At 63.7% G+C, this 22,175-nt stretch carries 20 protein-coding genes; 2 read left to right on the top strand and 18 right to left on the bottom strand.

Going from position 1 to position 22,175, the window contains the following annotated elements:
* Window positions 1-32: 32 nt before the first annotated feature.
* Window positions 33-836, top strand: coding sequence for a class I SAM-dependent methyltransferase (locus DSM43276_RS09845; RefSeq protein WP_268807881.1), 804 nt, complete (start codon window positions 33-35; stop codon window positions 834-836).
* Here the strand turns inward: DSM43276_RS09845 and DSM43276_RS09850 are convergent.
* The 12 genes from DSM43276_RS09850 to DSM43276_RS09905 form a co-directional block, all read right to left on the bottom strand.
* Window positions 833-2,581, bottom strand: coding sequence for an ABC transporter ATP-binding protein (locus tag DSM43276_RS09850; protein WP_078330593.1), 1,749 nt, complete (start codon window positions 2,579-2,581; stop codon window positions 833-835). The two genes, DSM43276_RS09845 and DSM43276_RS09850, sit on opposite strands and share 4 nt — an antisense overlap.
* Window positions 2,581-5,163, bottom strand: coding sequence for an ABC transporter ATP-binding protein/permease (locus DSM43276_RS09855; protein WP_078330594.1), 2,583 nt, complete (start codon window positions 5,161-5,163; stop codon window positions 2,581-2,583). Before DSM43276_RS09855 ends, DSM43276_RS09850 begins: the two co-directional genes overlap by 1 nt.
* 95 nt (window positions 5,164-5,258) lie before the next feature.
* Complete coding sequence (locus DSM43276_RS09860) at window positions 5,259-6,554, bottom strand: MFS transporter (protein WP_078330670.1); 1,296 nt, start codon at window positions 6,552-6,554, stop codon at window positions 5,259-5,261.
* 74 nt (window positions 6,555-6,628) lie between these two features.
* On the bottom strand, window positions 6,629-7,537 hold the full coding sequence (gene thpD / locus DSM43276_RS09865; protein WP_078330595.1) for an ectoine hydroxylase: 909 nt from the start codon (window positions 7,535-7,537) through the stop codon (window positions 6,629-6,631).
* A complete protein-coding gene (locus DSM43276_RS09870) occupies window positions 7,534-7,926 on the bottom strand; it encodes an ectoine synthase (protein ID WP_078330596.1) in 393 nt (130 codons plus the stop codon). The genes thpD and DSM43276_RS09870 overlap by 4 nt, the downstream gene beginning before the upstream one ends.
* Window positions 7,927-7,955: 29 nt before the next feature.
* Window positions 7,956-9,233: a diaminobutyrate--2-oxoglutarate transaminase gene (gene ectB / locus DSM43276_RS09875; protein ID WP_078330597.1), complete on the bottom strand. Its 1,278-nt coding sequence runs from the start codon at window positions 9,231-9,233 to the stop codon at window positions 7,956-7,958.
* Window positions 9,234-9,271: 38 nt separating this feature from the next.
* Complete coding sequence (gene ectA, locus DSM43276_RS09880; protein ID WP_078330598.1) at window positions 9,272-9,757, bottom strand: diaminobutyrate acetyltransferase; 486 nt, start codon at window positions 9,755-9,757, stop codon at window positions 9,272-9,274.
* Window positions 9,758-10,045: 288 nt separating this feature from the next.
* Entirely contained in the window at window positions 10,046-11,689 is a 1,644-nt protein-coding gene (locus DSM43276_RS09885) for an FUSC family protein (RefSeq protein ID WP_078330599.1), read from the bottom strand.
* A 3-nt stretch (window positions 11,690-11,692) separates the two neighbouring features.
* Window positions 11,693-12,316, bottom strand: a complete 624-nt coding sequence (locus DSM43276_RS09890) for a MerR family transcriptional regulator (RefSeq protein ID WP_078330600.1) — start codon at window positions 12,314-12,316, stop codon at window positions 11,693-11,695.
* Window positions 12,317-12,390: 74 nt separating this feature from the next.
* Complete coding sequence (locus DSM43276_RS09895) at window positions 12,391-13,599, bottom strand: Dyp-type peroxidase (RefSeq protein ID WP_078330601.1); 1,209 nt, start codon at window positions 13,597-13,599, stop codon at window positions 12,391-12,393.
* Between the two features lie 2 nt (window positions 13,600-13,601).
* Window positions 13,602-14,066, bottom strand: a complete 465-nt coding sequence (locus DSM43276_RS09900) for a copper chaperone PCu(A)C (protein ID WP_078330602.1) — start codon at window positions 14,064-14,066, stop codon at window positions 13,602-13,604.
* A gap of 6 nt (window positions 14,067-14,072) precedes the next feature.
* A complete protein-coding gene (locus DSM43276_RS09905; protein WP_078330603.1) occupies window positions 14,073-14,789 on the bottom strand; it encodes a FadR/GntR family transcriptional regulator in 717 nt (238 codons plus the stop codon).
* Between the two features lie 135 nt (window positions 14,790-14,924).
* Here DSM43276_RS09905 and DSM43276_RS09910 point away from each other — a divergent pair, with 135 nt between their 5' ends.
* Entirely contained in the window at window positions 14,925-16,142 is a 1,218-nt protein-coding gene (locus DSM43276_RS09910) for a CynX/NimT family MFS transporter (RefSeq protein WP_078330671.1), read from the top strand.
* A gap of 25 nt (window positions 16,143-16,167) precedes the next feature.
* Here DSM43276_RS09910 and DSM43276_RS09915 read toward each other — a convergent pair whose 3' ends face one another.
* The 6 genes from DSM43276_RS09915 to DSM43276_RS09940 form a co-directional block, all read right to left on the bottom strand.
* Complete coding sequence (locus DSM43276_RS09915; RefSeq protein ID WP_078330604.1) at window positions 16,168-17,652, bottom strand: amino acid permease; 1,485 nt, start codon at window positions 17,650-17,652, stop codon at window positions 16,168-16,170.
* A 235-nt stretch (window positions 17,653-17,887) separates the two neighbouring features.
* Entirely contained in the window at window positions 17,888-18,091 is a 204-nt protein-coding gene (locus DSM43276_RS09920) for a cold-shock protein (RefSeq protein WP_078296271.1), read from the bottom strand.
* A 182-nt stretch (window positions 18,092-18,273) separates the two neighbouring features.
* Window positions 18,274-19,275 carry a type 1 glutamine amidotransferase family protein gene (locus DSM43276_RS09925; protein ID WP_234803071.1) on the bottom strand — a complete coding sequence of 334 codons (1,002 nt, stop codon included), beginning with the start codon at window positions 19,273-19,275 and terminating at the stop codon, window positions 18,274-18,276.
* 59 nt (window positions 19,276-19,334) lie between these two features.
* Entirely contained in the window at window positions 19,335-20,144 is an 810-nt protein-coding gene (locus DSM43276_RS09930) for an SDR family oxidoreductase (protein WP_078330605.1), read from the bottom strand.
* A 35-nt stretch (window positions 20,145-20,179) separates the two neighbouring features.
* Entirely contained in the window at window positions 20,180-21,043 is an 864-nt protein-coding gene (locus DSM43276_RS09935; RefSeq protein ID WP_078330606.1) for an LLM class F420-dependent oxidoreductase, read from the bottom strand.
* Window positions 21,044-21,154: 111 nt separating this feature from the next.
* Window positions 21,155-22,081 carry an alpha/beta hydrolase family protein gene (locus DSM43276_RS09940; protein WP_078330607.1) on the bottom strand — a complete coding sequence of 309 codons (927 nt, stop codon included), beginning with the start codon at window positions 22,079-22,081 and terminating at the stop codon, window positions 21,155-21,157.
* Between the last annotated feature and the right edge of the window lie 94 nt (window positions 22,082-22,175).

Genomic DNA, 22,175 nt, shown 5'->3' on the forward strand with positions numbered 1-22,175 from the left:
GCTTCGGCACCGGCCAACCCGATCACACCGCCGTGCGCACCGCGCTCTGGCGGGCTTTGCATGTGGAACTGGATCCACCGCCGCATGTGTTGACCGATCGCATCGGTCTGCAACTGGTGGCACCGTTGGACGACTGGCATGGGCGCCCTGACATGGATCCGCGAGGTTCCAGGGTCTCCCGCTTGGGCATGGTGGCGCGGGCCCGTTTCGTCGAGGATCTCGTTGAGCAGCGGGCGGCAGACGGCGTAGGACAGTACGTCATCCTGGGCGCCGGTTTGGACACCTTCGTGCAGCGCAATCCCGATGCGGGGGAGCGGCTCACCGTTTTCGAGGTGGACCAGCCCGGCACTCAAGCGTGGAAACGAAATCGGCTGACCGAGCTGGGATTCGAGATTCCTGAGTGGCATCGACTGGTTCCGGTCGACTTCGAGGCGGGCGGTTCCTGGCGAGATCAATTGCTCATCGCGGGATTCGACCCCGACAAACCTGCGGTGGTGGCATCCACCGGTGTCAGTATGTATCTGAGCCGTGACGCCGTCGTCGAGACACTGCGACAATGTGCCTCGCTGGCAACGGGTTCGGCATTGGCCATGACGTTCCTGCTGCCGCTGGAACTGCTCGAAGCGGGGGAGCGCCCGATCCGGCAGATGATCATGACCAAGGCGGCCGAATCCGGCACCCCATGGGTGAGCTTCTTCTTTCCGGACCTGCTGCTCTCCCTGGCGCGCGAGTGCGGTTTCTCCGATGCGTCATACGTATCGGGGCGCGAACTGATCGACCGCTATGTGCCCGGCACCGGGTTATCTGCCGAGGAGTTTCTGGTGGCCACTGTCTAGTTGGTGGCTGCGGTGATGCGCCATCCGGTGGTGGATTCTTGTTGGTGCCAGAATTCTGTGAAGCGTCCTTCGAGGGCGGTGAGTTCGGTGATTGAGCCTTGTTCGATGATGCGGCCGTCGTCGATGAATAGGACGTGGTCGGCGTTGCGGATGGCGTTGAGTCGGTGGGCGATCATGATTTTGGTGCGGGTGCGTGGGTCGTTGTTGATGGCCTCGGTGATGGCGGTTTCGTTTTCGGTGTCTAGGGCGCTGGTGGCTTCGTCGATGAGCAGCACGGGGGCGGGTTTGATGAGGGCGCGGGCGATGCTGACGCGTTGGCGTTCGCCGCCCGATAGTGCGGTGCCGGCTTCGCCGACACGGGATTGTTCGGCATCCGGTAGGCGTTCGATGATTTCGTCGACACGAGCCAGTGCCATGGCTTGGCGGGTTTGGTGGTCTGTGGCGGTGGGGTGTCCGACGAGAACGTTGTCGCGAATGGGTCCGTCGAACAGATAGGGATGCTGGAACACCATGCTCACCAGCGCGCGTCGGCTGGCGGTGTCCAATGTCGCGACATCGGTTCCGTCGATGAGGATGTGGCCGTTTTCTGGGTGTTGTAGCCCGGCGATAAGCGCGAGGATGGTGCTTTTCCCGGAGCCGGATGGCCCCACGATTGCGGTGGTGGTTCCCGGTTCCAGAGTGAAGTCAACACTGGTGAGGACGTGTTCGTTGGCGCCGTCGTAGCGGAAGGTGACGTTGCGGAATTCGATACGTGGGGCCGGGGTTTGGGCGGATGCGATGGCGTCCCCGGGCTGGTCGGGGGCCTGGGTGGTGATGATCGAATTGAGGCGCTCGAACACGCCGCGTGAGTTCTCGACGGCACCGGCCAGGGCGGCCAGCACGGTGAAGGGTTCCAGGAACCGCACCACGATGACCATGAGCGCGACGGCTTGCGGGGCTCCGATTTCTCCGCGTACTGCTAGTGCTGTGGCGGTGCCGGCCAGCAGGATGAGGGCGATTTGGCTGACGATGCTGAACAGCAGCTGGCCGGGGATCTGGAACAGCAGCAGCCGCATGGTCGCACCGCGTGCTGTGGCGACGGCGTGGCCGGCTTGGCTGCGGGCAGGGCTGACACGTCGGCTGGCCCGTAGGGCGGCTTGGGTGCGTGCGAATTCCAGGATGCGTTCGGTGAGTGCGCTGTGCGCCTTGGTGTCTGCTTCGTCGGCGGTGCGCACGATGCGGATACTGGCCAGCAGCGTGCCCAGTAGCAGCGGCAACGTGATGAGCGCCGCGACGCCCAGTTTCCACGAGATGAAGAAGAGCCCGATGGTGATGGCTGCCGGTAGTAGTGCTGCGCCGATCAGTGGGGTCAGTAGGTTGGAGATGAATCCCACGAGGTCGGGGCCGCCGGAGGAAATGGCCTGGCGGGCCATCGCGGTGCGTTCGGCGGTGAACCAGCCCAGCGGGATGTGGGTGAGCCGGTCGGCTACTTGGTGCTGTGAGTCGTTGAGTAGGGCGAATCCGATGCGGTAGCCGATGCGGGCCAGCGCGGTGTCGGTGATCCAGCCGCCCACGGTGACCGCGGTCAGCACGCCGAGCCACGGCAGCGCATCGGCGGGGGTGGCGCCGAACAGGGCGCCCAGCAGCGGCACCAGCAGCAGGCAGCCCGCGGCGCGTAGCAGCACCGAGAGCACCGAGAGCACCCCGTAGGTGTAGAGCGAGCTGCGGTGTGCGGGGGGGATGAGGCGAATCAGGTTGGTAAGCATCAGATGTTCTCTCCGGCCAGGACGGTCGCGGGTTCTTGCAGGCGGCCCTCCCAGAGCCTTCGGTACCGGCCGTTGTTGGTCAGGAGCTCGGTGTGGGTGCCGGTTTCGGCGACGTGGCCCCCGTTCAAGACCACGATCTGGTCGGCATCGGTGATGGTGTGTAGTCGGTGCGCGATGACCAGCACGGTGCGGTTGTGGATGAGCCGGCCCAGGGCCTGCTGCACCAGGTATTCGGATTCGGGGTCGGCGAAGGCGGTGGCCTCGTCCAGGATCAGGATCGGGGTATCGGCCAGCAGCGCGCGGGCGATGGTCAGGCGCTGTTTCTCGCCGCCGGAGAGCTGGGTGTTGGTATCCAGGACAGTGTCATAACCGTTGGGCAGCCGCAGGATTCGCTCATGGATCTGCGCGTCGCGGGCCGCTGTTTGGACCTCGGTGTCGGTGGCTTCGGGCCGGGCCAGTGCGATGTTTTCCCGAACCGTCCCGGCGACCAGCTGCACATCCTGGAAAACGAATCCGACCTTGGTGTACAGCTCATCGGGAGTCAGGGCACGGATGTCGGTGCCGTCGATACGGATGGCGCCGCCATCGATGTCATGGAATCTTGCCAACAGGGAAGCCAGCGTTGACTTTCCGGAGCCGGACGGCCCGACGAGCGCCGTGACGGTTCCGGGCCGCAGCGTCAGGGTGACACCGTGAATCACAGGGACCCCCGGCCGATACCCGAACGTCACCGCGTCGAAGGAGACAGAAGTCTCCCCGGCATGGCCCTGCGAGGCCTGCTCGGTCAATTCGGTCTCGCCGAGGGCAACCGCGATATGCCGCGCGGCCTCCACTCCGCCGCGAATACCGCCGAGGCCGTATGCGATTCCCAGCAGGCGGGTGCCGAAGGTGGTGCCGAGCACCAGGAATGGCAGCAAGGTGGTGGGTTCCATGGTCCCGGCGACGACGAACAGCGTGCCGGCTCCGGCGATGAGCCACAGGAAGGTCGTAGGCCGGGTGACCAGATCCATGAAGGTCTTCTTCCCGATGAAGGGTCGCTGCCATTCGTTGAGGAAGGTGAGATACAGGTCTAGTTTGCGTTTGAATGAGGACGCTGCCGCGCCACCGAAAATCCGGATCACCGGCTGGCCTTCAAGATAGGCGGCCGATTCTCCGCTCATCCGTTCGCTCCAGCGTGAGGCTTCGATGATCTTCGGGCCGCTCTGGAACATCATGGTCGCCGTCGTGACGATGTAGACCAGGATGGGGATGAGGAGTACGAGTGCCAAGCGCCAGTCGACGACGAAGAGGTAGATGAGCACCGCCACTGGTCCGACGACGGCGGCCACCGCATCGGGGATCGCATGGGTGATCAAATAGTGCAGCGACAGGGTGTCGTCCTGGATCAGCTTCTTGACCGATCCCGAACCGCGTTGAGTGAACCACCCCAACGGAACTCGGGACAGTTTCGACAGGAGCCGTTGCCGAACATCGGCGCTGAACCGTATCTCGACGACATGCAGCCAGACGGTGAGTGCCGCGCCAAGGGTGGCGCCGAGCACCAGCAGCGTCAGGAAGATCATTCCGGTGTGCCACAAGCGGGATTCGTCGGCCCCAGCGAGCAGCTGACGGGTGAGTTCCACGAGAACCACGAAGGGTGCCAGCTCGACCATGGTGATGATCGCCTGCAGCACACCGCCGGCGATCATCTGCTTCTTGACCGGCGCCAGCAACTCCCCGGCAGCCTGCGAACGCCAGCGGCCTCGGGGCGCTGCAGGTTTGGAGGGGGCGGCCGGATTCTCGGCGACAGGTTTCGGTGTAGCGGGTTTCGCTACCGGTGGCCGATGCGTGTCGGTGTCTCCGCGGCGGCTTCCCATGGCGCGCCCGAAGGTCCAGTAGGCCGTGGCGTGCACGTCGGCCTTCGGGAATCCGAACTGTTCCTTGAGGCGTTTGCGTAGATGTTTGAGTGAGCCGGCCTCCGGGCCGGCCCAGGTATACCAGTTGGACCAGTCGCGGGCCTCGATGGCGCCGGCCAGTGAGGTTTCGTCGGCGCGGTCCACCCAGTGCAGCCGCCGGCGGGGATGCTCGGTCAGGGGGATGAGGTCGTCGTTGGGGTCGTGGCGTTCCAGGTAGATCTCGACGTCCACGTCGGCGGGCAGGGCGGCCAGGATGGAGTTGATCGCCGGGATGGATGCCGAGTCGCCGATGAGCAGGAATCCGGCCGGAAGATCCTCGGGGACCTCAAAACGTGCCGAGCCGAAAGCTACTACCGGAATGGTCATTCCGGGTTGAGCCGACATCGCCCATCGGCACGCGGGACCGGCGGGCTCGTGGATCACCACATCGATCGCGATCTCGCCGGCCTCGGCATCGGTCGAGACGATCGTGTAGGCCCGCTGATGCTCGGTGGCACCACCTTCGGGGTCCGGGAACCAGAACCGCAGCCACTCGGTCGGCGTGTGCAGCAGATCCTCAAAAAGTGTCGGCGCCGACATCGTCAGCCGCACACAATTCGGCGTGACCTGCGCGGTACCGACCACGGTGGCCACGTGATCACGTGCCCCGAGCCCGCGCAGCACCGCGCCCTGGAAGCCTCTACCCATGGTGATGTGACCTTTGTTCGTACTCGACGTGGCTCCGGCTGACACACATCCGGGCCGTTACTTAGCCCATCCTAACCTAAGAGTACTGACGGGGGTCAGGCGCGAACGGCGGCGTCGTCCGGCGGGGCCGTTGCGGCCTCGTCGGGATCCGCACAGGGGACATCTGTTCCGGCGATCGAGGCTCCGGCTGTCTCGATGAGGAACGGTAGGGCGCACAACCCGACCACGCAGGCCGCCATGAGATAGGCGGCGGGGAACAGATCCCATCCGGTCTTGTCCACCATGAGGTCGTTCACCAGAGGTGCGGTGCCGCCGAACGCGGCAGTGGACAGGTTGTAGGAGATCGCGAATCCCGCATAGCGCACCTGGGTGGGAAACATGCACGGGAAGGTCGCGGTGATGGTGGACAGCTGCGGTATGTACAGCAATCCGAGAGTCGCGAAACCCACTATTGCCCAAACGAATCCCTGCCCCATGAGCCAGAACATGGGCAGCGAGAACAGCAGCAGTCCGGTCAGGGAGAACGCCCACATGGGTTTGCGCCCCACGCGATCCGACAGTGCGCCGCAGAAGGGCAGGAACGCCATCATGGCGACCTCGCCGACGAGGATGACGATCTGACCCTGCGTCTCGGTCATTCCGAGCCGGGTCTTCAGGTAGGTCGGCTGATAGCTGAGCAGGGTGTAGTTGGTGATGTTCAGCGCGATGACCAGCAGCATCATCACGATCATGGGCCGCCTGTAGTCACGCACCAGATCTTTGAGCCGTTCGAACGCAGTCTCCTGGCCTTGCGGCTCCTGTTCCTGCATCTCTTTGAACAAGGGCGGATCGTCGAGGCGGCTTCGTAGATACCAGCCGATCAGACCCATCGGAAGTGCGACCAGGAACGGAACACGCCAACCCCAGGACTGCATGGCTTCGGGGCTCAGGGTGGCATCAAGGATCAGGACGAAGGCGGCGCCGGTGGCAAAGCCGCCCAAGGTGCCGAACTCGAGGAAGGAACCGTACTTGCCGCGCTTCTTATCGGGCGCGAACTCTGCCATGAACGTTGCCGCACCACCGTATTCGCCGCCGGTGGAAAAACCTTGCACCACGCGCAGCAGAATCAACAACGCGGGCGCGGCCGCTCCGACGGTCGCCCAGCTGGGCAACACACCAATGAGCGTGGTGGACAGCGCCATCAGCACAATGGTGATGGCCATGACGCTCTTGCGGCCCAGCCTGTCACCCAGCGGTCCCCAGATCATTCCGCCAAGGGGGCGAAGCAGGAACGAGATCGCATATCCCAGCATCGTGAACGCGGTACCCAGGGTGGGGAAGAAGGCCTGCGTCAGGAAGACGGTCGTGGCGGCGTAGACGCCGTAGTCGTACCACTCCGTGGCGTTACCCATCGCCGATGCCGCGATGGCCCGGTGCAGAGTCCGCCGGCCCTCGGGTGATTGGAAGTCCGGGCCGGCGGTCGCCATCAGGGCGTGCCCGGCGATTGGCTGGTCAGCGGGGTACAGGTCCGCGCCGCGATGTACTCCGGACGTGGCTCGGACCCGGCGAAGGGCCGCTCCGGTGCGTTGTGGACCGAGTTGAACACGAGGAACACATTCGATCGTGGGTAGGGACTGATGTTCGACCCAGACCCGTGCATGAGGTTGCAGTCGAACCACAGCGCGTCCCCCGGCTGCCCGAGGAACAGTTCGATACCGCTTGTGAGTGCGGCCTCGGCGAGGGTCAGCGTGGAGGGAACGCCAATCTCCTGCTCCACCAGAGATTTCCGATGGTTATCGTGCGGGGTCGCGCCGACGCACGGGTAGAAGGTGCGGTGCGTGCCCGGCATGACCTGCAGCGTCCCGTTGTAGGCGACGTTGACGGTCAACGCGATCGAGCAGGACACGGTGCGCATCTGGGGGAGCCCGTCCTCGGTGTGCCAGGTCTCGAAGTCCGAGTGCCAGTAAAAGCCGCGCCCCCGGAACGCGGGCATCGCATTGATACGGGACTGATGCAGGTACACGGGCCCGCCCAGTAGCTGCTCGGCAACGTCGAGTACTCCCGGCGAGCGTGCGACGTCCATGACCACGGAGCTCAGGATGTGTGCCTCGAAGATCGACCGCACCTCATGCGATCGGGCCTCCCTGATGACCCTGGGATCATCGCCCAGTTGTGATGGCACTCTGTCGATTTCGTTGCGCAAGGTCGAGACCGTCATATCGTCGACGGTGCTCGGCCGGATCAGGAATCCCTGATCCGACATCTGAGTGAGCGCCGGTGGCGCGAGTGGCCCCTGGTCCGTGGAGCCCCAGACCACAGGCTCCGTCCTGACGATGGGAGGCCGCTCGGTCTCGAGCCGGCTGGGGTAGCGATCTGTGATCGCGGGAGCGCTCATGAGAATGCGGGCGCGGCCGGGTATGCGCCGGACTCGTCGTGGACCTCCTGCCCGGTGACGGGAGGATTGAACACGCACATCATGCGCATCTCGGTATCGGCGGAAAGTTGGTGTCGTTCATTGCCGTTGAGTAGATACATGCTGCCGGGCCCGAGTGTGAACACGTCGCCGTTTTCCAGGTTTGTCAGCGTGCCGGTACCGGCAGTGAGCCATACCGCCTCGATGTGGTGCTGGTAGTGGAAGACGTGGACGGTTCCCGCATCGATGGTGGTCTCATGGAACGAGAACCCCACTCCGTCATCCGCCAGCACGATCCGCTTGCTATGCCAGCCTTCGCCGCTGACGTCGCGTTCGGTGCCCGTGATCTGTTGGGTAGTACGGACGATCACAGTAACTCCTCTCTCGTTGGGTTCGGCTTCTAGGCGGACTCGGCGATGGCTTCACGCAAGGTGGCAATGCCGATGTCGAGCTGCTCGTCGGTGGTGGTCAGTGCGGGCAGCAGCTTGACGACCTCGTCCTTGGGGCCGGAGGTCTCGACGAGCAGACCTCGCTGGAACGCGGCCTTGCTGACGCGCGAGCCCCGCTCGGCATCGGCGAACACGATGCCCTGGACCATGCCGCGGCCACGCACCGTCACCGAATCGTCGTCGGCCACCAATGCGGACAGCTCGGTATGGAGGCGGTCTCCCTTCCGGCGTACGTCCTCGCTGAACGCGCCATCGCGCCAATACTTTTGCAGCGTCGCGGTGGCGGTCACAAATGCCGGGTTGTGTCCGCGGAAGGTGCCGTTGTGCTCACCCGGGGCCCACTGATCGAGATCGGGCCGGATGAGCGTCAGTGCCATCGGCAGGCCGTATCCGCTGATCGACTTGGACAACGTCACGATGTCCGGACGGATACCCGAGTCCTCGAAGGAGAAGAAGGCGCCGGTTCGGCCGCAACCCATCTGGACGTCGTCGACGATCAGGAAGATCTCACGCTTGCGGCAGAGATCTGACAGTGCCTGCAGCCATTCGGCGCGGGCGACGTTGACCCCGCCCTCACCCTGCACGGTCTCGACGATCACCGCGGCGGGTTTGTTGAGACCGCCGCCCTCGTCGTCGAGGACCTTCTCAAACCACTGGAAATCCTCGGTGACTCCACCGAAGTAGTTGTCGTACGGCATCGGGGTGGAGTGCACCAGGGGCACACCCGCTCCGGCACGCTTCATCGAATTGCCCGTCACGGCCAGCGATCCCAGTGTCATTCCATGAAATGCGTTGGTGAAGCTGATGATCGACTCACGCCCGGTGATGTTCCGTGCCAGCTTGAGCGCGGCCTCCACGGCATTGGTTCCGGTGGGCCCGGGGAACTGCACCTTGTAGTCCATGCCGCGTGGTTGCAGGATGGTCCGCTCGAATTCCTCGAGGAAGTGCTGTTTGGCCACCGTGGCCATGTCCAGGCCGTGGACCACGCCGTCGGTCGTCAGGTAATCGATGAGGGCCGTCTTGAGATCCGGGTTGTTATGCCCGTAGTTGAGTGCGCCCGCACCGGCGAAGAAGTCCAGGTAACGCTCACCGGTGGTGTCGGTCAGCCAGGATCCGGAGGCGGAGGCGAAGGTGGTGGGCCAACTCCGGCAATAGCTTCGCACCTCGGATTCACGTTCGTTGATGACCCTCGGTAGCCCGGCTTCCTGAGCGGGCAAGGTGGCGGTCATTTCTGTATCCCCTTTCGGCCCAGTGCCTTTAGGCACTTTTATCTGGGCGCTTTATGTAGGTCGTGCGGAGTGAGTCGCAGCATCGGCTCTGCCTCATGTGCATCGGGAAACAGATCCACGCCGAATCCGGCGGATTCGGTGAGTTCCATATCCCGCCGGCGGGCAAATCCGGCGAATAATGCACGAGAAGCGGTATTTGACTGTGTAACAGTGGTTTCCATGATCAGGGGCTCGCCCTGCAACGTCGCGAGGGAGTCTGCGAGCCAGGCCAGCATGCTGGCGGCCAGACCCCTTCCGCGGTACGCCTCGTCGACTCCCACCTGCCAGATCATCAGTGATCCGGAGGGTCTGAGGTATCCGGTCACGAATCCGACGGGCTTCCCGCCGACGCGTGCGACGGCCGCTGTGGAGGGAAAGTCAGTGCACCACAACAGGTATGCGTAAGAAGAGTTGACATCCAACACGCCGGAGTCGCGTGCGATGCGCCACATGTGCCGAGCGTCCGACTGTGTCGGGTGGCTCATAGACCACGTAGGGGTAGAACGTTTTTCAGTCTGCAATTCAGTATCGACCACTAAAAATCACCATCACCACAACATGTTTCGTATCAACTGGAGTTTCGTATCAGGCTTCGTACCGTCCGACCGTAACCACATCGACACCCGGATGGCTAGGACCGGCAGTGGCGATCCGGGTCAACTCACGGCGTTTGCCGAGGGTATCCACCTGATGTGACGCTCATCACATTATTGTGTGACCATGGGAACTTGACGGGTTCTTGACGACTGTGCATCGAGATTGCCGGGCAACGTTCAGTCATCGCCGCTGAAGCAGCGCTCCCAGCGGTCGGGATCGGCGAGCATCACGTTGGGAGGAGTGGCCCAGCAGGCCGCCACCAGGTCATAGCCGTGGTGAATGAGTGCGGCATGCGCGGGCCAGTGCGACTGGAGCCATTCGGGCTCGTTGTGTGCGCTGTCCACGCCGGCCCGAATGGCGCCCTCGAGTTCAAAGGAGAGGTCTCGGGCCTCTGCGTAGGCAGCGTCGTGAGCAGGCTGGACGCGGGCGCTGGCGACCAGCGCCAGCGCCGCCCGCCGGATCCGGGCCTCGGTGAACGCGAAGGTCCGGCGATGAGCGCGCGGCGCGATCAGGTACATCGACGCCATGGCGACGGCGACGCCGACCAACGTCTCGGCAAGGCGGTCGCGCACGATGGAGGTGACGGATCCCTGCAGAGTGACCACGCCCGCCGACAGCAGTGCGATGGGCGTCACGAACATGACGGCGATGGCGTAGTTGCGTGGCAGAAACAGCTCGGTGCAGAACTGCAAGGTCGCGATCGCGGCGATGAGTGCGTATCCGGTGAGGGACAGCTGGTATAGCACCGCGAAGAGAACAAGCCCGACCACTGTTCCCGCGAAGCGCTGTAGTCCGCGCACCGTTCCGTGCAGCCGGTCGGGACCCAGATGGACGATGACGAGGGCACTCAGGATCGCCCATTGCGGCCGTGTCAGCCCGACCGCGGCACTGATGGCGCCGGCGCCGAGGCAGGCGATGCCGACGCGCCCTGCGGTGATGGTGGCGTGCGAACGGAACCGCACCGAGCGGCGTAACCGGTACCAGATGCTGGGGCGGACCACCAGGACGTGGTCGCCGGGGATGACGTGGTCGAGCACCATCTTGGCGCCGACCGCGGTTTCGGTGAACCGGCGATGGGTATCGAGCATCGTTGTCACCAAGGGCGAATCCGACTGCGTGGAGTATCCCGCGTCGTGCAATGCGGTCCATGCTGAGGAGATAGCCAGTCCTGCGGCGTGGCGCGCGTCGACCGTCGCGTTGCCCGGCTGCGCATAGCCGTCGACGGCATCGACCGCCTGTTGTACCGCGGCGCGTTCGGGTTTGTGGCGATCGATCGCGGCGCCCGCCATCGAAACGACTACCGCCGCAACCGCTCCCAAGCTTGCGCAGGCGAGAATCCGAAACGGATCCACACCCCATTCCGTTGCGCCGAGCGCGCCACCACACACCAGGACGAAGAACAATGCGCCCGGTGGTCCGAGCCGAAGTGCGTCCACTGTGTAGACCACCGGGATCGCAACGGCCGTTAGGGTGAGGATGATCGCCACCTTGTTCGCGACACCGCCGAGGGGGTGGGCCCCGACGGTGGCGCCGAGCGCCGCGACGAGCAACAGTGCGATACCGGCGGTGCCCACGACGGCGGCACGCACCCGGTAGGGGCGCCCTTCGCCGTAGAGAACGGCGAAGGCCCCGTAGGTCACGTAGAGCGCCGCATTCGGATATCCAGCGGCGACAACGAGCGCCCCGGGAATGGCGACGGCGGCACCGGCGCGCAGTCCGATGCTCCACCGCCGACCGGCCGGTGGGGCGGAGAAGAGGATGGAGCGGGCCCGGGCGATCTGTGGAAGCGGATCCGGTGATTCAGACGCGGGCGGGGTCACACGTCATTTCATACCGTGCCGCTGCCGGTAGGCGCGCTGTTTACAGGCGGGGGAGCAGTAGCGCTGCGGCCGTCCCTTCCCGTGGGTAGTCAGTTCGGAGCCGCAGAAACCGCAACGTCCGCGCAGCTCGGCTGCCATTTCGTCACGCACCGGAGGGGATTCGTCACAGGCGCCGCGTGCCGCTGACACCAGATTCGTGCCGGCGGCCAGGCCGCGGGGGGTACGGATGCGGAGCTCGCCGTCGAGGTACGGGCAATCGACGATGTCCTCGTTCTGGCAGGACAGTAAGTGGTTGAGGTATTCGCGTGCGCGATCGAGTTGCTCGATGCGGGTGGAGATGTCCGCGACTTGCTCGGTGACCGCGCTGCGCCAGGTATCGGGTTGCGCGGAATGTGATGTCACGACGGCGGCCTGGCGCAGCGGCATCATCCCGGTGATGCAGCACAGGTACGCAATGCCGATGCGACGCAGGTCTCGCTCGGTGTAGGTGCGACGGCCGCTGTGCTGTGTCGGCGCATTCAGGACGCCCTGCTTCTCCCACCATCGCAGGGTCGAGGGGGCCAGGCCGTAGAGGGCGGCCGCCTCACCGATGTTCACCGTGGGTTCCGTGGAGACGGGTCTTGACATCACGCTCACTTCACCATTGAAACTTAGGCAACCCTAACTTGCAAGGAGTGTCTATGGCCGAGGTGGTCCGCCTGCTAGCCCACCAGTGACCGTCCGAGATAGCCGCCCTCGGCCGCACCCGGTGGCATCACGAAGACGGCGGATCCGACCGCGGTGTTCCACTGATTGAACTCGTCGCGTTCGGCCAGCCTTCGTTGTACCGGGACGAACTGTGTGGCGATATCCCGTTGGTACGCCGCGAAAATCAGACCGGAGTTCGACGATGTGCCCGGCAAGGGTGCATCGTCGAAGTTGTACGGGCGGCGCAGGAATTTCTCATGCGGATTGCGGTGGCGGGCCAGCGCGATATGTGAGGTCGCGGGAATGACCGGGATGCCGCCGCGGGTCATCTCGAGGTCGGGTTCGTCGGACTCCTTCTCGCCCGTCAGTGGCGCGCCGGTGTCGGCTCGCCGGCCCATCACCAGGTCGCGGAGTTTAGTGTCCAGCTGGTCCCATCCGTCCAGGTCCATCCGGATTCGGCGAAGGACCAGAAGTGTTCCGCCCCTGAGCCATTGATGATCCTCACCCTGGTGCCACAGCAGGCTGTCGAGCTCGGGGACGCTGGGATTCACGGTCCCGTCGACCTGTCCCATGAGATTGCGCATGGTGCCCCCCGAGGGGTCCTCCGCACGCGATGTGCGGAATCCGGTCTGCCGCCAGCGTTCGGTGGCCAGCGAGCGCACATTCTTCAAGAGGACCCGGGCCGCATGTGCCACCACGAGCATGTCGTCGGCGCATATCTGCAGCAGGAGATCTCCTCCACACCAGCGCTTATCGAGTTTATCGGTGGAGAACGCCGGGAAATCGCGTGCCGAGGCCGGGCATTTGTCGGCCAGACCCGTCTTGGTGAACGCTGACGGGCCCAGGCCCGTCGTGATCGTCAATCGTGCTGTGGTCGTGGCTAATTCCGGCTCGGTGTCGGCGAGTGCGGGCAGGCCCTGGGTCAATCTGGCGGCGTCGGTGGTCCATAGACGCAAGATGGACCGCAGGTTGTCACGGGCGGCGCGTTCGTCTGTGCTGCTGCCGGGCAGCAGATCCAGCGCGAGGAACAGAGCGTGCGACTGCGGTGCGGTGATGATCCCGGCCTGGTGCTCACCGTAGAACGGTTCGAGAGTGGGGGCGCCTTGCGGTCGCGCGGCTTGGGATTGGGCCGACCATGCCGACAGCCCGGCTCCCGCCGTGAGGGCGGCAGCGGCGCCGCCGCCGACAATGAGTCCCCGTCGGGACAAAGAACGACGCGTCATGCTCAGGGCTGGTAGTTCTCGTTACCGCCTGCGAAGTCGCGGATCTGGGCGGTGAGGGGCTTGGTCGAGCCGTCCTGGAAGGCCAGCGTGATGACGACGTCCTGACCCGGACGCAGGGGAGCGGTCAATCCCATGAGCATGACGTGATCGCCGCCCGGAGACAGCTTGTGATCGCCGTTGGCGGGAATGACGACCCCGCCTTCCTTGGGGCGCATCAGTCCGCCCGCGGTGACCTCGTGGAGTTCAACGGATCGGGCGGATGGAGAGGTGGCAGACACGATGCGCGCCTCGCTGGAGCCGTTGTTGTGCACGGTGCCGAATACCGAGGTCATGGAGCCGTCGGGCGCGGACTTGGCCCATTGGTCCGTGATGGTGACTTCGGAAGCCTGCTCGGCAGGCGTGGACTCATGCGCCGAACAACCGGCGAGCAAGGACAGCGCGACTGCTGCCGGGATGACGATCTTCACGTTCAGCTAGTCGTGCGGATGGTGACGAAAGTTCCGGCCGGGCGGCATTCGGCGCAGGCTCAGCTCCGTAAAGAGCTTCTCGGTGGCGGACGTGGCGGCATCGATATCACCGGCGATGACGCCCTCGACGAGCGTGGTGTGTTCGTGCTCGAACGAGCACTCCGCACCGATCGGGTTACCGCGCATGTAGTGGTCCATTTGGCCCAGAAGTGAATCGTAAAGTTCCAGGTAAAGGGCGTTGTGGCTGGCCGCGACAACGGCGCGGTGTACAGCGATGTCGGTGGAGATGGCCTCCTCGACATTCCTGGGTGCGACATGCAGCGGCGCCCACAGCTCGTTGCGCCGCTGCAGCAGAGCGCGCAGCTGTTCGATGTCATCCTCATCACGTCGCTGCGCGGCGAGCCCGGCGGCGGTCACTTCGAGGGTCTGCCGCAGTTCGATCAGATCGCGGTCGTTGGCGGCGGCGAAGTAGTCGGCGATGGCCGAGCCGCTGCCGCCGACGGAGAGCACGTAGGTGCCGGAGCCCTGCCGTCGTTCCAGCATTCCGGCGTGCACCAGGGCCTGGACGGCCTCTCTAATTGTGTTGCGGGAGGTTCCGGTGAGCTCGCACAATTCAGGTTCAGTGGGAATGCGCGCACCGATGGCCCAGCGTCCCGACTGAATCTCCTCACGGAGTTGCTCGGTGACCTGGCCAATCAGTGTTTGGCGACGGACCGGCTGCATGACGGCTCATCGTAGCGTGCGGCGGAAATCACCTTGAACATATTCATCCATTCATCCTATGATTTGCCGGGGCGTAGAGGAGGATGGATGTTGACCGCGACCACGCAGGACACCGGAACCGCCGCGCATGATGCGATGCGGGCCGTATCGGCTGCCGCGTTGCGCCGTGGGCGCCTGATGGTGCTGGTTGCGATCCTGCTGTTCGCGCTGTGCCTTCGTTCCGCGGTCACCTCGCTGACCCCGCTGCTGACCCAGATCTCTCACGAGGTCGGGTTCGGTTCCGCGGTGATCGGCGTGTTCGGGATGCTGCCGACAGCCATGTTCGCCGTCGCGGGGCTGGTGACGCCCGCACTCACCGAGCGATTCGGTCTGGAGCGCACGACGCTGGCCGCGGTGGTGGCCACGGTTATCGGTATGGCGGCCCGGCCCGCGATGAACTCAACCGGCGGGCTGTTAGTGCTGTCCTGCGTGGCGCTGCTCGGTATGGGCATTGGCAACGTGGTGATCCCACCGTTGGTCAAGCGGTACTTCTCGCATCGCGTCGCGCTGATGAGCGCTTCCTATCTCACGGTGTTGCAGATCGGCACCACGGTTCCGGCGTTGACGGCGGTGCCCCTCGCCGATGTGTACGGATGGCGATTCTCGCTGGCGGCCTGGGTGCTGGTTCCGATCGCCGCTCTGCTGCCGTGGATCGGCGTCGTCATCGCGCGTCGCGGCTACGATGTCGTCGATCACTCCGCTGATCCGCATGCGGATTCGTCTGTGGTAGGTCAGGTTTGGCGCTCACCCTTGGCGTGGGGCATGGCCGGCATGTTCGGCATGACGTCCTTGGTCACGTATTCGATGTTCACCTGGATCCCGGCCATCTTGACTTCGGTCGGCGGCAGCGCCGCGCTCGGCGGTGTGATGGTGGCGCTCTTCTCGGGTGTGGGATTCATCGGCACGCTGACCATCCCGCCGTTGGCGGCGCGTATGCGCAATCCGTTCCCGTTGGTGGTGGCATGCCTGGTGTGCTTCGTCGTCGGGTTCGCCGGGCTGTTGTGGCTGCCGATGACCGCGACCGCGGTGTGGGTGATCATGCTCGGGTTCGGGCCGTCCACGTTCCCGCTGGGGTTGACGCTGGTGAACCTGCGTACCCGCACGGCCGCCGGTTCCGCGGCGCTGTCCGGGTTTACTCAAGGGGTTGGCTACGCCGTCGCCTGCCTGGGCCCGGTGTTGTTCGGCGTGCTGCACGATGTGACCGGTGGCTGGTACGCGCCGTTCGGCCTCCTGCTCGTCGCGATCACGGTGCTGGGTATCGGAGCCTTCCAGGCGTGCAAGCCACGCATGCTGGAAGACACCTGGAACCGCTGAGTCGGTCTGCCGGGCCGCGTTGCTGCTACCTTTCTGGTCCGGCCGGAGGGGCGTCGAGCAGGGGAGTGTGCGCTATCACCGGGTAGGCGCCGGTGTATCCGATGCGCTCGCGCGCGAGCTGCAGGACACGACCGCGGCAGAGGTACCACCCGGCGGTCAACACGGGGACGAGCACCGCGATCGCGATCAGGTTCCACGCGTTCTCGTAACACATGAGCACCACCACGGCCGCCAGGAATGCCAGCGTCAGGTAGCCGGTGTATGGCGCTCCGGGCATTCGGAAACTGCCCCTCTGCAGGATGCCCCGCTGCGACCACCGGTAGAGCTGAATCTGACAGATCACGATGGTGGCCCACGACGAGATGATTCCCAAGGCCGCCAGATCCAGGGCGGTCTCGAAGGCCTCGGCAGGGATGACCAAATTCATGAATATCCCAACGAGCGTGAGAGCGCCGGTGACCGCGATGCCCATGAATGGCACTCCGCCGGAAGTCATGCGTGACAACACCTTTGGTGCGCTACCGTTCATCGCGAGGGAGCGCAGGATTCGCCCCGTGCTGTATAGGCCGGCGTTCAGGCTCGACAAAGCCGCCGTCAAGACCACGAAGTTCATGATGTCGCCGGCGTACGGCACGCCTATCCGGGAGAAGAAGGTGACGAACGGGCTCTCACCGGCTTTGTAGGTCCCGTAGGGAAGCAGCAGCGCCAGCAGGATGAGCGAGCCCACGTAGAAGACCGCGACCCGGAACACGACCGAGTTGATGGCCCGGGGCATCACCTCTTCCGGGTTCTCGGTCTCGCCGGCGGCTATGCCGACCAGTTCGACAGCCGAGTACGCGAAGACCACTCCCGAGGTGACGATGACCAAAGCCATCAGGCCGGCGGGCAGCAGGCCGCCGTTGTCCGCAATTACCGACGGTCCCGTGCCGGCACCCTCGACCGTGAAACGGCCCGCCAAGAAGACGGTTCCGATGACCAAAAACCCCATGATGGCAACAACTTTGATCAGGGCGGCCCAGAACTCCATCTCACCGAACAGTTTGACGCTGATGGTGTTCATGGTGAGCACGATGACCAAGGCGATGAGCGCGATGGCCCACTGCGGGATGGCTTTGAAGGCGCTCCAGTAGTGCATGTACAGCGCGATGGCGGTGACATCGACGATGGCGGTGGCGGCCCAGTTGAAGAAGTACATCCAGCCCGCGACGTATGCCGCCTTCTCGCCCAGGAATTCGCGTGCATACGACACGAAGGACCCCGAGGACGGCCGGTGCAAGATCAGCTCGCCCAGCGCGCGCAGGATGAAGAACACGAACACACCGCAGACCGCATAGACCAAGAACAAGCCCGGTCCCGCGCTGTGCAACCGGCCACCGGCGCCCATGAACAGCCCCGTGCCGATGGCACCGCCGATACCGATCATTTGGACTTGCCGGTTCTTCAGCCCCTTGTGGTAACCCTGTTCCTCAGGGGCGGGGGCCGGTGTGTCGTATGTTGCTGGGGACGCCATCGTGCGACGGTATCGACCGAAAAGTTGCTGACTGGAACAACGAGGTTACGAACATGCTGCGCAACTCCGGCTGATGACCGGGCGGAGTCATCCGGGGAGCGGTCCGGCGCGCTCATCTGATCACGTCAGGTCGGCGGGGGCTGCCGCCGGGCTGCACAACGTTAAGGGGAGCCAACGAACTATGGGTCGGCAAAGGATAACCCTTGCCGACCCATAGATTCCGTAAAGATAAAGATCAGATCGCGGTCACTCCGGTGGCCTGGGGGCCCTTGGCGCCCTGTCCTACCTCGAACTGAACCCGCTGGTTCTCCTCCAGTGAGCGGAAACCGCCACCTTGGATCTCGGAGTAGTGGACGAAGACGTCCGCACTGCCGTCATCGGGGGAGATGAAGCCGAAGCCCTTTTCTCCGTTGAACCATTTCACGGTTCCTTGCGTCATATTCTTGTACTTCTTTCATTTACTTTCGTGAATGCAGAACACATTCGCCCGACAGCATACCCGGCCAATCCAGTCGGTAGTGCAAATCCGGTAGTGCAAATTAGGCGTAGCCGAGGCATCGGTGTCCCGGGCCAGCTCCCGTCGAACCTGGTGGCCTGGAATGTCCGTGTGGTCTATGTGGCCTATGTGGTGAGGACGGCGCGGATGTCGGCGGCCTGAATGTCGACTGTTTGTGGTCCGTTGCCGGTTACTAGCCCAACTTCTGTATCTGACAGCAGGATGAGGTCGGTCGGGACTGGGGCTGTCCGCACCGTAAACCCGGCTTCGCGTAGACCTTCGTCGACGAAGTACTCCAGCCGGGTGGGGCCCGGTGGGATGTGGACGTATCCCTGGTCCAGCATGCCGGTTTCACCTTCCCTGCCGACGGTGGTGACTTCGGCGGCCAGGAAAGGGTTGTCTTGCACCTGAATTGGCCTGCCAGTTTCGTCGACGCGCCAATTCGTCGAGGTTAGGGCGATCGGCGCGTGGCAGATCAGGGAGATGTACACGCCGTTCTCCCGCGCCAGATGCAGCACTTCACCAAGCCAGCGGTTTTTGTGAAAGTCGACCATCGGGGCGTGGCCCCCCGGAGCGTGGATGAAGTCGAAATCAGCGAGGCTGAAATCGTCGGAGGGGTCGCGGTGTTTGCGGATCAGCTCCGGCAGCGAGGCATATTGCTTGGGCTGCAAGGCTTGCACTCGACGTACCAGCTCGGGGCGGAACGCCAGGACTTCGGCGTCGGTGGAGGGCAGTGGATCGGTGATGGGCAGCTGTCCGAGGTGGCGCTCGAGGAGCCGCAGTTCGTGCTCCCGCCGTTCGACCAGGTCGGCGTATTTGTGCCGGTAGGCGTCGATGTTGAAATGCGGATCGGAGAACTGCTGCACCGAATCCGCATAGACATCTGTCATGTTGTCGGTTGCGTGCCACGGGATAGAGAAGCCGTTGGTATCGATCTGCGGCACTTCTCCATCCGGGGTGGCGAAGGTGAACGTGTAGTCATTCTCAAACTCGGCGAGCACTTGTGCCAGCTCGACATGAAAGAACCCGATCGGGATGGATGGCACAGCGGCAGGCTCGGTCAGCGGCAGCTGGCGTGCCGACGACAAGATGATCAGTGCACGGCGCTTGGTTGTCTCATTGGGCATGAATAAGCTCGGCTCGTTCCTGGCTGGTGTGGCGGACGAAGGGGGCGTCTGTGCGCGGTCTAGTTGATGGTCGAGAGAATCCCGCCGTTGACATAGAGCGTCTGCGCGGTTGTCCAGCGGCTTTCGGGGAGCACCAATAGTCTTGCTACGGGCAGTATGTCGTCACCTCTCCCGATTTGTCCGTTGATGCTCATCGACTGCAGCCAGTCGATGTTCGCATCGGATTCCGCCGGGTAGAAGAAGCTCGTCTGCAAGGGGCCGGGTGCAATGCAGTTGACGGTGATTCCGCGGCCACCCACCTCTTTGGCGAGTGCCTTGGTGAAATGTTCGACGGGGGCCTTGGATCCGGCATAGGCGCTGTATGTCGGCGCCAGTGCGCCGACCATGGCGGTGATAAAGCTCAGGATCCGGCCGTCATCGGCCATTCGGCGTGCGGCCTCTCGCATCATGAAAAACACCGTCTTGGCGTTGGTGTCGAAGACGGCGTCATACTCGTCTTCGGTGATGTCCGCCAGAGGTTTCCGCACGATCATCCCGGCGGTATTGATGAGGATGTCCCATTGTCCGAACGCCTCGAAAGTGAAGTCGATCAGTTTGGTGCAGTTGGCAGGCACCGCCAGGTCGGCCTGATAGCTCACCGCCTCGCCGCCGGCCTCCTGGATCTGGCTGACCACCTCGGCCGCCTTGTCCTTCTTATTGTCGCTGCGATAGTGCACCACAACCAGGGCTCCATCGTGGGCGAGCGTTCGGGCAAGCGCGGCACCCATATTGGCAGAGGCACCGGTTACCACGGCCACTTTCCCGGCCAAGGGCCGCTCCGTGGGGCGGTACGGCTGCACTGTCTGGATCGAATCGGGAATCTCTACCATGGTGAGTCCTTTCGTATGTAGTGCTTGGTGACGGGTTAGGCGATGCCTGATAGTGCCTCAGCCAGAGGGGTGAGCACCGACGGGTCCAGCGGGAGTGGCAAGTAGATGACGGCGGCATCCAGTCCGGCGGCACCGAATGCGGCGATTTCATCTGTGAGCCGCGAAATATCGTCAGGAGAACCCGACGTAAGCCACACGTGGGCTGAGGTCAGGATCTCCGAGGGGTCGCGCCCCAGCTCCATGCAATGTGCATGCAGCACATCGCGTTTGCGGGCGAACTCGAGGGGCGTGCCGTTGGGAAAGTTCCAATGCTGCGCGTACCGCGCGACAAGAGGTAACGTCCGCTTCTCCCCGTTGCCGCCGATGAGAATCGGCGGATGGGGACGCTGTGGCCCCTTGGGTTCGCAGTACGCGTCGGTGACGGTGAAGTACTGGCCGCGGAAGCTGGTGGTCTGCTGGGAGAGCAGGTCAATGATGACGTGGCAGGCCTCATCGAAACGGTCGAACCGTTCCGTCAGCGAGCCGAGTTCTATGCCGTAGGCATTTGATTCGTCCTCGTTCCAGCCCGCGCCGAGGCCCAGCTCAAGCCGGCCACCAGAGACGATATCGGCGGTCGCGGCCATGTTCGCGAGCACAGCGGGATGGCGGTAGTGAACGCCCGTCACCAGGGTTCCCAGGCGCAGCCGGGTGGTCTCCCGCGCAAGTGCGGCCAGCATCATCCAGCCTTCTAGGCAGGGCCCACTGAGATTGGGCGCCGATTGTGTGGGGGATGTGATCGGGTAGAAGTGGTCGAACAGCCAACCGGTGTGGAACTTCTCGATACCGTCGGCTTCCCGCCACACCGCCAGGATTTCAGGCCAGGTGGTGTTGTGATTGGCGGTCTTGATATCGAAACGCATTGCGGTGCACTGCCTCTCTGCCGCCTGGATAACGTCCGCCGTCGAGCGTGAAAGTTTGGAAGGTGTGGGGACCACCCGGCCGTGAGGCGGCAGGCAGTCCCCACACCGAGCTCACGAGGTGTGAGTGTCGAACCAGTCGATGAGTTGTTCGGGGTTGTTGGGGAAGTAGTTGTAGCCGTCCCATCGTCTCGTCGAGTCCTCGATCCAGAACATCTTCTTATCGCTGATCGGGATATTGTCGAAGATCGCCTGGACGTCGCTTTCCCGGGTCAGCGCATCGTTGCGAACCTGGACCAGGAAGGTCGGGATGGTCATGCTCTTGGCGTAGGGAATCGGCGACATGTCATCGAGTTTGAAGCTGGTGATCAGCTGGATCTCACGTTCGATATCGTCCAAACGGTCTGTGATCCCGAGGATTTCGGTGATGCGCTCGTAGAACGGGCGCAGCGAAACAGGCTGCGGGGAGACGATGGCCGGGATTCCTTCGAAGACCTCGGGCCTGCGGTCATGAGCGATGAACGTGGCGTTCATGCCGCAGCAGCGGCTGAACAACACGACGGTCATGTCCTTGGTGTCCGGGCGTGAGCGCACGTACTGGATCGAGCCGATCACGTCACGGGACTCGAAGATCCCGTTGCTGCCCACGCCGCCATTGCCGATCCCGCTGTGCCCGAAGTTACGCATGTCGTAGGTGAGCACGTTGTATCCGGCGTCATGCAGGTTCTTGTAGTCGGCCATGAAGTTGACTTCGAAGTCATTGCCCCCGGCGGCACCAATCTGCTTCCACGGTTCCAGGTGCGCGGGCAGCCCGTAGCGGTTGTGCCAGATCGGGTGGTTGGCGATCGCGATCTTCTTGGAGCCTTTACACGGGATGAACCAGGCATCCAGCGGAACCCCATCCTCAGACGGGAAGGACACCGACTCGTACTCCAGACCGTACTCGTCCGGCCAATGCAGGATCGGCGACCGGATCGGGCGCCCAAACGTCTCGGCGAGCTGCTTGACGAGCTGATCGACGTCATCGATCTTCTCAGGCATGCATGCCCCTTTCACTTTTCTCGACTGGAATGTCAGTAAAGCACTGACCACTCCACGCTAGATCCGCTTCTTACAACTGAGAAACAAAATATTC

This window comes from Mycobacteroides salmoniphilum (genome assembly GCF_004924335.1).
Taxonomy (GTDB): Bacteria; Actinomycetota; Actinomycetes; order Mycobacteriales; family Mycobacteriaceae; genus Mycobacterium; species Mycobacterium salmoniphilum.

Bases quoted from the DNA above. Each gene is read 5' to 3' on its own strand.
- DSM43276_RS09895 (WP_078330601.1), bottom strand. From the start codon at position 13,599: ATGACGCGTCGTTCTTTGTCCCGACGGGGACTCATTGTCGGCGGCGGC.
- DSM43276_RS09890 (WP_078330600.1), bottom strand. From the start codon at position 12,316: ATGTCAAGACCCGTCTCCACGGAACCCACGGTGAACATCGGTGAGGCG.
- DSM43276_RS09850 (WP_078330593.1), bottom strand. From the start codon at position 2,581: ATGCTTACCAACCTGATTCGCCTCATCCCCCCCGCACACCGCAGCTCG.
- DSM43276_RS09915 (WP_078330604.1), bottom strand. From the start codon at position 17,652: ATGGCGTCCCCAGCAACATACGACACACCGGCCCCCGCCCCTGAGGAA.
- DSM43276_RS09930 (WP_078330605.1), bottom strand. From the start codon at position 20,144: ATGGTAGAGATTCCCGATTCGATCCAGACAGTGCAGCCGTACCGCCCC.
- DSM43276_RS09925 (WP_234803071.1), bottom strand. From the start codon at position 19,275: ATGCCCAATGAGACAACCAAGCGCCGTGCACTGATCATCTTGTCGTCG.
- DSM43276_RS09920 (WP_078296271.1), bottom strand. From the start codon at position 18,091: ATGACGCAAGGAACCGTGAAATGGTTCAACGGAGAAAAGGGCTTCGGC.
- DSM43276_RS09905 (WP_078330603.1), bottom strand. From the start codon at position 14,789: ATGCAGCCGGTCCGTCGCCAAACACTGATTGGCCAGGTCACCGAGCAA.
- DSM43276_RS09910 (WP_078330671.1), top strand. From the start codon at position 14,925: ATGCGGGCCGTATCGGCTGCCGCGTTGCGCCGTGGGCGCCTGATGGTG.
- ectA (WP_078330598.1), bottom strand. From the start codon at position 9,757: ATGAGCCACCCGACACAGTCGGACGCTCGGCACATGTGGCGCATCGCA.
- DSM43276_RS09860 (WP_078330670.1), bottom strand. From the start codon at position 6,554: ATGGGTAACGCCACGGAGTGGTACGACTACGGCGTCTACGCCGCCACG.
- DSM43276_RS09940 (WP_078330607.1), bottom strand. From the start codon at position 22,081: ATGCCTGAGAAGATCGATGACGTCGATCAGCTCGTCAAGCAGCTCGCC.
- ectB (WP_078330597.1), bottom strand. From the start codon at position 9,233: ATGACCGCCACCTTGCCCGCTCAGGAAGCCGGGCTACCGAGGGTCATC.
- DSM43276_RS09855 (WP_078330594.1), bottom strand. From the start codon at position 5,163: ATGGGTAGAGGCTTCCAGGGCGCGGTGCTGCGCGGGCTCGGGGCACGT.
- thpD (WP_078330595.1), bottom strand. From the start codon at position 7,537: ATGAGCGCTCCCGCGATCACAGATCGCTACCCCAGCCGGCTCGAGACC.
- DSM43276_RS09935 (WP_078330606.1), bottom strand. From the start codon at position 21,043: ATGCGTTTCGATATCAAGACCGCCAATCACAACACCACCTGGCCTGAA.